This window comes from Kitasatospora sp. SolWspMP-SS2h, assembly GCF_003259315.1.
In the GTDB taxonomy this organism is placed as follows: domain Bacteria; phylum Actinomycetota; class Actinomycetes; order Streptomycetales; family Streptomycetaceae; genus Kitasatospora; species Kitasatospora fiedleri.
This window is the reverse complement of record NZ_QLLT01000021.1, coordinates 134,018-143,066: the sequence shown is the minus strand read 5'-3', so window position 1 is coordinate 143,066 and position 9,049 is coordinate 134,018. Positions and strand designations below refer to the sequence as shown.

Here is a 9,049-nt window from a genome sequence, read left to right as displayed (position 1 = left end):
CCCGAAGGGCTTCACCGTTCGACTTGCATGTGTTAAGCACGCCGCCAGCGTTCGTCCTGAGCCAGGATCAAACTCTCCGTGAATGCTTTCCACGAAAGAGCGGCACGGCGACCACCGGAATAGGGCGGCCCCGCGCACTGCGTCCTCGCTAGTGTTTTACTTCAAAAGGAATCTCCAACCCCGAACAGATTCGAGGCCGGGGATGTCAACATATCTGGCGTTGACTTTTGGCACGCTGTTGAGTTCTCAAGGAACGGACGCTTCCTTCGACCGGCCTTCCGACCGCATCTCCGGGCGCTTCGTTCTTTCGTGTTCCCAGCTTATCAGAGGTTTTCGCCACCGTTTCACCGGTGTTTCCTCGAACTCGCTTTCGTTCGCCCCTCTCGGCGCGACTCCGGAACTGTACGGGCAGCGGCGGCCGCAAAGCAAATCCGCCCCCGGGCCGGGTGGCACGGGGGCGGAAGGGGACGCGGGGCGTCCGGAAGGTCAGTGGACCTCGGTGATCTCGGGGCCGCGCGAGAAGGGGTCGATCGAGCCGCCCGCGTAGGGCGAGTCGGGCTCGGTGGGGGCGGCGGCGCCGTCCGCGACCATCTGGGCGTCCTCGGGGAGCTTGAGGACGATCGGGTCGCGGGGGGCCATGGGGACCTCGCCGCGGACCACGACGGTCTGGCGGAAGACCTCTTCGAGCAGGCCGGCCATCTCGGGCTGGACGGCCGCCTGGCCGGAGATCACGCCGCGGAGGAACCAGCGGGGGCCGTCGCAGCCGACGAAGCGGACCAGCTGGACGCCCTGGGTGCCGTCCGGGAGTTGGACGGGGACCTGGGCGCGGAGGTGCCAGCCGAGCGGGCCCTCCTCCTCTTCGACGACGCCGCCCTGGCCGGTGATGCCGCTGGCGATCTCCTCGCGGACCTCGCCCCAGATGCCCTCCGACTTGGGGGCGGCGAACGCCTGGAGCTGGACGGCGCTGTTGCCCAGCACGAGGGTGGCGGCGACGATCGCGTCACCGGCGACCTCGACCCGCAGTTCCATGCCCTCGACTCCGGGGATCAGCAGGCCCCCGAGGTCGACGCGGCCCTCTTCGGGCTTCTCCAGCTCGGAGACGTCCCACGGCCCGTCCGGGCGCGGGGCCGGCGGGAGACCGACCCGGTCGGCCGGGTCCGGTTCGGTGTCGTTCTCGCTCTCGACGGAACCCTCGACGTCATCGGCCGTCTCGTCGGCGCTGATGGCGTCCTCGGCGAGCTGCTCGACAGCGTCCTCGCTCTTGCGACGACGGAACACGGTCACTGTCCTTCCCGGTCCAAGACCGAATCCAAGACCGAACGCGAATATCTGCTACCTGCTACCCATCGGACCGGCCGAAGAGCGCTGCGATCGCCGATCGCACCGCTTCCACCCGCTCGTCGTGCTCGCTCGGCGGAACCGAGACCGCGGCGCATGCTAGACCGCGGCGTGGCCGCCGGTCGAGCCGAACCCGCCTTCGGCCCGGACCGAACCCGGGAGTTCACCCACCTCGTGGAAGCGGGCCTTCTCGACCTGCTGGATGACCAGCTGGGCGATCCGGTCGCCCCGCTCGAAGCTGACGGGCTCCCGTGGGTCCAGGTTGACGACGATCACCTTGATCTCACCACGGTACCCGGCATCGACCGTCCCCGGGGCGTTCACCAGTGCAACTCCGCAGCGGGCCGCGAGCCCGGACCGCGGGTGCACGAACGCCGCGTAACCGTCCGGTAGCGCGATGGAGATGCCGGTGGGGAGCAGCGCCCGTTCGCCGGGGGCGAGTTCGGCGTCGACGGTGGTGCGCAGGTCGGCTCCGGCGTCGCCCGGGTGCTCGTAGGCGGGGAGCGGGATCTCCGGGTCGAGCCGGCGGATCAGGATGTCGACGGGCGGGCGGGCGGGGTCGGTCACGGGTTCACCTCGAAGGCTCGGGCGCGCTTGATCTGGTCCGGGTCGTCCAGGATCTTCTGCACGTCCTCTGGACGACCGTGCGTGGTGAAGTGTTCCAGCTTCACCTGGACGAAGAGGGCCTGTGCCCGGATGGCGACCGGTCCGTCGGGGGCGCCGATGCGGCCCTCGGCGGCGCTGTAGACCTTGCGGCCGTGCACGCCGGTCACCCGGGCGTGGATGTGCAGCACCGAGTCGACCGGGACGGAACGGACGAAGTCGGTCTCCAGGCGGCCGGTGACGGCGGGGGCGCCGAGCAGCCAGTTGAGCGTGCCGAGGGTCTCGTCCATGGCGCTGACCAGGACGCCGCCGTGGGCCAGGCCGGGGCCGCCCTGGTGGGCCGGCTTGACGGTGAACTGCGCGGTGACGTCGAGGTGTTCGCCGGCGACGGCGGTGAGTTGGAGGCCCTGGGGGTGGTGCGGGCCGCAGCCGAAGCACTCGTCGTAGTGGGAGCCGATGAGGGTGCCGGGTGCGGGGGCCAGCGGGGAGCGGTCGGGGAGGACGGCGTCCGCGGGCGGGGTGGTGGGGGTGGTGGGTCCGTTCACGGCGCCGACCCTACCTGTCGGTAGTTTTCCGGGACAGGTGCGGCGGCGGGGCCCCGGGGGACGGGCGCGGTGTGCGGAGCGCCCACAATGGGGGCATGTACGAGGAACGTCTCACCGTCCCGCGGTCCTGGTGGCTGCTGCCCGTGGCGCTCGGGCTGTCGCTCGCGCTGATCCTGCTCCGTTTCAGCGGGGTGGGCGCGCTGGTCGGGCTGGTGGTGGGGGTGGCCGCGGGGGCGGCGGCGCTGAGCGGCTACGGGTCGGCGCGGATCCGGGTGGTGCAGGGGTCGCTGGTGGCCGGGCAGGCCCGGATCCCGGTGGGTGCGCTGGGCGCGGCCGAGGTGCTGAACCCGAAGGAGGCGGTGGCCTGGCGGTCGGTGAAGGCCGATCCGCGGGCGTTCATGCTGCTGCGCAGCTACGTGCCGACGGCGCTGAAGGTCGAGGTGACCGATCCGGCGGACCCGACCCCGTACCTGTACCTGTCGACCCGGTCGCCGCAGAAGCTGGCGGACGCGCTGGCCGCCGCGGCGAACGGGCGGGACGCGGCGGCGGACGGGCGGGACGCCACGCGGGAGCGCTGAGGGCCGTCCGCCGTCCGCCAGCGGGCGGCGCGCGGCGAGCGGCGGGCGGCGGCGGGGATGCGAAAGGGACGGTCCCACCCGGTGGGTGGGACCGTCCCTTTCGGTCTGTCTGCGAGCCCTGCGGGGCGGGAGCGCGGTGGGGCGTCCTGCCGGGTGCGACCGCTCGGGGCGGTCGCTGCTACTGCCTCCGGCCCTGCTGCTCAGGGCCGGACGGGGCGGCATACCGGGCCGGCGGAGGGGTATCGCCCGCCCGGGCCAGTGCCGCGCCGTTTTCAGGCTCCGCAGTCCCGGCAGATCGGCTGGCCGTTCTTCTCGCTGTAGAGCTGGCTCCGGTGGTGCACCAGGAAGCAGCTCATGCAGGTGAACTCGTCGGCCTGTCGGGGCAGCACTCGGACCGAGAGCTCCTCGTTCGAGAGGTCGGCGCCCGGAAGCTCCAGCCCCTCGTTGGCGTCGTACTCGTCGACGTCGACCGAGCTGGACGCCTTCTCGTTCCGGCGGGCCTTGAGTTCCTCGATGCTGTCCTCGTTGAGGTCGTCATCGGTCTTGCGTGGGGTGTCGTAGTCCGTTGCCATAGTTTTCGCTCTCCCCCTTTGGGTGTGTGCGGGTGTCTCCAGCGCACGTAACGCCTGGGGGGCCGGTCTTGTGCCCGGCCCGAGGCCGAGATTGTGCCTTACTTCAAGCCCTGTTACTCAATCGACATCCGGACAGGGGCCCGTCGGGGTGACCGAACAGGGTCCGAACACCGTCCACCGTACGGGTGAACCGGTTCGGACCGGAACTCATCGATCATCACGTTCGGTGATCGTCTGGGGCCGTCGGGGGCGACAACTGGGCGACCGGCGAAGGTTTTTGGCACCCGTCCGGGCGGGCTCCGGTCGGGCCGAACGGTGACCGAGAGCTACCGGCCCACCCGAACGAGTGATCACACCATCGGGGGAGGCGGGTGCGCCTTCCGGACAGGTGTGAGGTTCGTCACATTGGGCGTGACAGCGGGCGTTTGCCGCCAAAGCGGGCCTTTCACCCGGAGTCCGCGCGGCCGAATTGTCCGCATACCGAACGGTAGCTCCCGGGCGACGGTCAGGCCCGGGCGGCGGCCGCGGCGGCGCGGCGGGCGAGCAGCGCGGCCTGGCGCTCGTCGAAGCGGGTGGCCTGGGCGTCCAGGCCCGCCAGGAAGGCCCCCAGCTCGCCCTGGGCGTGCTGGCCGACCGGGCCGAGGCCGGTAACCTCCATGACCTTCAGGTGGCGCAGCACGGGCTGCAGCACGTCGTCGTGGTGGATCCGCAGGTTGTAGACGTTGCCGATGGCGATCTGGGCGGCGGAGCGCTCGAAGCCGGGCATGCCGTGGCCGGGCATCCGGAAGTTGACCACCACGTCGGCGATGGCCCGCATGGTCTGGTCGGGGGCGATCTCCAGGGCGGCCTTGAGCAGGTTCCGGTAGAAGACCATGTGCAGGTTCTCGTCGTTGGCGATCTTGGCCAGCAGCTGGTCGCAGAGCGGGTCGCCGGAGTGGTGGCCGGTGTTGCGGTGGGCGATCCGGGTGGCCAGCTCCTGGAAGGCGACGTAGGCGACGGACTGCAGCATGCTGTGCGCGTTGTCCGACGCGAAGCCCTCGGACATGTGCGCCATCCGGGCCCGCTCCAGCTCGACCGGGTCGACGGCGCGGGTGGCCAGCAGGTAGTCGCGGATCGCTATCCCGTGCCGGCCCTCCTCGGCGGTCCAGCGGTGCACCCAGGTGCCCCAGGCGCCCTCGCGGCCGAACATGCTGGCGATCTCGTGGTGGTAGCTCGGCAGGTTGTCCTCGGTGAGCAGGTTGACCACCAGGGAGACCCGGGCCAGCGGGGTGACCTGGGACTGGTCGAGCGACCACGCCTCGCCGCCGAGCACGCCGTCGAAGTCCCGCCCCCGGCTCCACGGCACGTACTCGTGCGGCATCCACTCCTTGGCCACCTTGAGGTGGCGGTTGAGCTCGGTCTCCACGACCTCCTCGAGCGCGAGGATCAGCCTGGCGTCGGTCCAAGCGTTCGTGGCGGTGCGCTGCACGGGGGCGATGGTCACGGCGTTGCTCCTGCGGAGGGGACGGGCTGACCTACGGCTGCGTAGGTTACGACACCGTAAGTTGTTGCGGCGGCAAATGACAAGCCGCCCCTGTCCAGCGCTTATGTCGTTCCGACACGGCTGGGCGGGGGCGGCTGGGGGCGGGTCCGGCGGGGAGGGGGTGGCCGGAGCGCCCGGAGGGGGCGGCCGGAGCGCCCGGAGGGGGTGGCCGGAGCGCCCGGAGGGGGCGGCCGGAGCGCCCGGAGGGGGCACCGGCGGACCCGGGGCGGGCCGGCGGCTACGGGATGCGGACCTGGATCCGCAGGCCGCCTCCGGGGCGGGCAGTGACCTCGATGGCCCCTCCGTGGGCGCGCACCACGGAGCGGACGATGGACAGGCCGAGTCCGACGCCCTTGTCGCTGCGGGTGCGGTCGGTGCCCCGGAGGCGGCGGAACGGCTCGAAGATGTGCTCCAGCTCGTAGCCGGGCACCACCGGGCCGGTGTTGCCGACCACCAGCTCCCCGCCCCCGCCGCGGACCGCCGAGGTGGTGATCTCCACCCAGCCGCCGGGCGTGTTGTACCGGGTGCCGTTCTGCAGCAGGTTGAGCGCGATCCGCTCCAGCAGCACGCCGTTGCCGTGCGCGGGGGCGGGCGCCAGCTCGGCGCGCAGCTCCACCTCGCGGTGGGCCGCCTCGGCCCGGGTCTGCTCCATCGCCCGCTGGGCGACCTCGGCCAGGTCGACCGGGCGGCGCTCGGTGAGCTCGTTCTCGCTGCGGGCCAGCAGCAGCAGGCCCTCGACCAGCTGCTCGCTGCGCTCGTTGGTGGCCAGCAGGGTCTTGCCGAGCTGCTGGAGGTCGGGCGAGGCCTCCGGGTCGGCCAGCTGGACCTCCAGCAGGGTGCGGTTGATCGCCAGCGGGGTCCGCAGCTCGTGCGAGGCGTTGGCGACGAAGCGGCGCTGCGAGTCGAAGGCCCGGTCGAGGCGCTCCAGCATCTCGTCGAAGGTGTCGGCGAGCTCCTTGAGCTCGTCGTCCGGGCCGTCCAGGTCGATCCGGCGGTGCAGGTCGCTGCCGGCCACCTCGCGGGCGGTGCGGGTGATCCGGCCGAGCGGGTGGAGCACCCGGCCGGCCATCGCGTAGCCGACCGCGAAGGCGATCGCGGCCAGGAAGACCAGGGCGGTCAGCGCCCGGCGCAGCAGGGTGGAGAGCGCCTGGCTGCTGTTGACCTCCTGGAGGGCGGCCATCGCCCGGTCCAGGGTGGCCTGGTCCCGGATCTCCTGGCCGTTGAGGGTGACCGCGATGTTGTTGCCGAGGGTCAGGTGCGGCAGCTGGGCCTGGTCGAAGGCCGAGCGGACGAAGTAGTACATCAGCAGCAGCAGGACCACCCCCGCCATCAGAAACATCCCGCCGTACAGCAGGGTGAGCCGGATCCGGATGGTGGGGCGCAGCGACAGCCAGGCGAACAGGCCGTCGCCGGGGTGGTAGGTGTCGTCGGCGCGGTCGCGGTCGGGGCGGCGCGGGGGGTGCGACGGTCGTGGGGGCACCTGGTGCGGACCCGGGGCGGGCGTGCCGGGGGCCCCGCCGGGGAGTGGCGGGGTGGTCATGGCCGGAAGTCCTCTCAGACGGTGGACGGTTCGGGGGTGCGGGTCACACCCGGTAGCCGGAGCCGGGCACGGTGACGATCACCGGCGGGTCCCCGAGCTTGCGGCGCAGGGTCATCACGGTGACCCGGACCACGTTGGTGAACGGGTCGGTGTGCTCGTCCCAGGCCTTCTCCAGCAGCTGCTCGGCGGAGACCACGGCGCCGCCGGCCCGCATCAGGACCTCCAGCACGGCGAACTCCTTGGGGGCGAGCTGGACCGGCTTGCCGTCCCGGATCACCTCGCGGCGGCCGGGGTCGAGGCTGATCCCGGAGCGCTCCAGCACGGGGGGCAGCGGGACGGTGGCGCGGCGGCCCAGCGCCCTTACCCGGGCGACGAGTTCGCTGAAGGCGAACGGCTTGGGGAGGTAGTCGTCGGCGCCGATCTCCAGCCCCTCGACCCGGTCGCTGATGTCGCCGGAGGCGGTGAGCATGATCACCCGGGTGGCCAGGCCCTGTTCGACCACCCGGCGGCACACGTCGTCGCCGTGCACCAGCGGGAGGTCCCGGTCGAGCACCACCACGTCGTAGTCGTTCACGGCGATCCGCTGCAGGGCGGCCTCCCCGTCGTAGACGACGTCGACCGCCATGGCCTCCCGGCGCAGGCCGGTGGCGACGGCCTCGGCGAGCAGCTGCTCGTCCTCGACGACGAGTACCCGCACGGTGGTTGTCCCTTCTGCTGGAGCGGCCCTGGCCGTGCTCGCCCGTGCGGGCCGTGAGGCGCCGGGCGCGGATCCGGGCAGACGGATCCGACGGTGCCTCCATCCTGCCTGGTCGCGCGGTAAAGCAGTCGTAAGTCCGGTGCGCCGTCCGCGAAAGCGGAGCGGTGCCCGCCTGTTTGGACTGTGACTCGGGCAACTTTCCGGAGAGTTGGAGGTTTCCATGGCCCGGGGGTGGGGAGGACACGTGCACACCGTGATGCCGTCCTGTGGCGCGTCGCGGCCACCACCACCCGCCGAGTGCCCCATCCGCACCGGCCTGGGACGGAAAGCCACCGGGTCGCGGCACCTGCGCCGCCCGAGCACCCGACCGGAACCCGCGTCCGGTCCAGGGGGCTCGACCGGGGTTTGTCCGGTTCCGTGCCGGGGGGCTGCTCGGACCGTGCCCGTCCGACACAGCAAAGGGGGCCCGTATGGACGCCTTCACCTCCGGAATCCTCCAGCGGATCAAGAACGCCGAGCAGGATCTGCACCGCGCGATCGAGTCCGGGGACGAGTTCCTGGCCGAGGTCGAGCAGTCCGAGCTGGAGGACCTCCAGCGCCTCGCCACCGAACACGGCGTGGACCCGGTCCTCGGTACGCACCGCTCCGCCGCCTGACCGCTCCCCTTCCCGTACCGCCAGGTGCGGCCCCGTCCGACCAGCGCCCCGGCCCGGTTCACCGGTCCGGGGCGTTTCGCGTCTGCCCGCCGCGCGGCGGATCAGTCGTGCCAGGCGCCGAGTTCTTCCAGCCGGGCCTGCAGTGGTTCGAAGACGCCGGGCGGGGCGGCGACGGTCAGCCCGCCGTTCGCGGGCAGGCCGGGGCGGGAGCCGGTGAGCGCGCCCGCCTCCGCGGCGATCAGCAGGCCGGCCGCCCGGTCCCAGGGGGCCAGGCCGCGCTCGTAGTAGCCGTCGAACCGGCCGGCCGCCAGGTCGCACAGGTCGACGGCGGCGGCGCCGCCCCGGCGGACGTCGCGCACCTCGCCCATCAGCGCGTGCAGCACCTCGGCCTGGTGCACCCGCCGCTCGCGCAGGTAGCCGAAGCCGGTCGCCACCAGCGCCCCGCCCCACGCCGGGGCCGGGCGGACGGCCAGCCGGCGGCCGTCCAGGTGGGCGCCGCCGCCGCGCACCGCCTGGAACAGCTCGTTCCGGGCCGGGACGAAGACCACGCCCACCACCGCCTCGCCGTCCAGCTCGGCGGCCACGCTGACCGCCCAGGAGGGCAGCCCGTACAGGTAGTTGACGGTGCCGTCGAGCGGGTCGACCACCCAGCGCACCCCGCTGGTGCCGGGGCGGTCGGCGCCCTCCTCGCCGAGGTAGCCGTCGTCCGGGCGGCGGGCGGAGATCAGCTCCAGCACCAGCTTCTCGGAGGCCAGGTCCATCTCGGTCACCACGTCCACCGGGCTGCTCTTGGTGGCGGCCACCCCGAGGTCGGCGGGCCGCCCGTCGCGCAGCAGCTCGCCGGCCCGGGTGGCCGCCTCCAGCGCGGTGGCGAGCAGTTCCTGCAGCAGGTCGTCGGTCACTGGTCTCGGTCCTCCGGGTCTCTGACTTCGGGCTCGGGTGCCCGGGCGTCGCGCTTCGGTGCCGGCGCTTCGGTGCTCGCGCTCGGGTGCTCGGGC

The 9,049-nt window shown here is 72.5% G+C and carries 10 protein-coding genes and 1 rRNA gene; 2 read left to right on the top strand and 9 right to left on the bottom strand.

The genetic code is table 11. The features are described from left to right. The 4 genes from K353_RS25065 to K353_RS25045 all read right to left on the bottom strand — a co-directional run. Positions 1–83, bottom strand: a 16S ribosomal RNA gene (locus K353_RS25065); the annotation flags it as partial. A 403-nt stretch (positions 84–486) separates the two neighbouring features. Then, a complete protein-coding gene (locus K353_RS25055; protein ID WP_111555813.1) occupies positions 487–1,278 on the bottom strand; it encodes a DUF3710 domain-containing protein in 792 nt (263 codons plus the stop codon). Between the two features lie 159 nt (positions 1,279–1,437). Then, entirely contained in the window at positions 1,438–1,905 is a 468-nt protein-coding gene (gene dut / locus K353_RS25050; protein WP_111555798.1) for a dUTP diphosphatase, read from the bottom strand. After that, positions 1,902–2,486 carry a PaaI family thioesterase gene (locus tag K353_RS25045; protein WP_111555797.1) on the bottom strand — a complete coding sequence of 195 codons (585 nt, stop codon included), beginning with the start codon at positions 2,484–2,486 and terminating at the stop codon, positions 1,902–1,904. The genes dut and K353_RS25045 overlap by 4 nt, the downstream gene beginning before the upstream one ends. A gap of 95 nt (positions 2,487–2,581) precedes the next feature. Here K353_RS25045 and K353_RS25040 point away from each other — a divergent pair, with 95 nt between their 5' ends. Then, positions 2,582–3,064: a DUF3093 domain-containing protein gene (locus K353_RS25040; protein ID WP_111555796.1), complete on the top strand. Its 483-nt coding sequence runs from the start codon at positions 2,582–2,584 to the stop codon at positions 3,062–3,064. Between the two features lie 272 nt (positions 3,065–3,336). Here the strand turns inward: K353_RS25040 and K353_RS25035 are convergent, their stop codons facing one another. The 4 genes from K353_RS25035 to K353_RS25020 all read right to left on the bottom strand — a co-directional run bounded on the left by K353_RS25035 (position 3,337) and on the right by K353_RS25020 (position 7,395). Beyond that, complete coding sequence (locus K353_RS25035) at positions 3,337–3,636, bottom strand: DUF4193 domain-containing protein (protein ID WP_014138508.1); 300 nt, start codon at positions 3,634–3,636, stop codon at positions 3,337–3,339. 505 nt (positions 3,637–4,141) lie between these two features. Beyond that, positions 4,142–5,119 carry an acyl-ACP desaturase gene (locus tag K353_RS25030; RefSeq protein WP_111555795.1) on the bottom strand — a complete coding sequence of 326 codons (978 nt, stop codon included), beginning with the start codon at positions 5,117–5,119 and terminating at the stop codon, positions 4,142–4,144. A gap of 277 nt (positions 5,120–5,396) precedes the next feature. Further along, on the bottom strand, positions 5,397–6,698 hold the full coding sequence (locus K353_RS25025; RefSeq protein ID WP_111555794.1) for a HAMP domain-containing sensor histidine kinase: 1,302 nt from the start codon (positions 6,696–6,698) through the stop codon (positions 5,397–5,399). Positions 6,699–6,741: 43 nt separating this feature from the next. Beyond that, positions 6,742–7,395 carry a response regulator transcription factor gene (locus K353_RS25020; protein ID WP_100840350.1) on the bottom strand — a complete coding sequence of 218 codons (654 nt, stop codon included), beginning with the start codon at positions 7,393–7,395 and terminating at the stop codon, positions 6,742–6,744. 470 nt (positions 7,396–7,865) lie between these two features. On the opposite strand from K353_RS25020, the gene K353_RS25015 reads away from it, so the two are divergent. Then, the gene (locus K353_RS25015; RefSeq protein WP_111555793.1) at positions 7,866–8,051 is read left to right on the top strand and encodes a hypothetical protein; all 186 of its coding nucleotides are present in this window, start codon (positions 7,866–7,868) and stop codon (positions 8,049–8,051) included. Between the two features lie 101 nt (positions 8,052–8,152). On the opposite strand, the gene K353_RS25010 is transcribed toward K353_RS25015, so the two are convergent. Continuing rightward, complete coding sequence (locus tag K353_RS25010; RefSeq protein WP_111555792.1) at positions 8,153–8,953, bottom strand: inositol monophosphatase family protein; 801 nt, start codon at positions 8,951–8,953, stop codon at positions 8,153–8,155. Positions 8,954–9,049 lie beyond the last annotated feature (96 nt).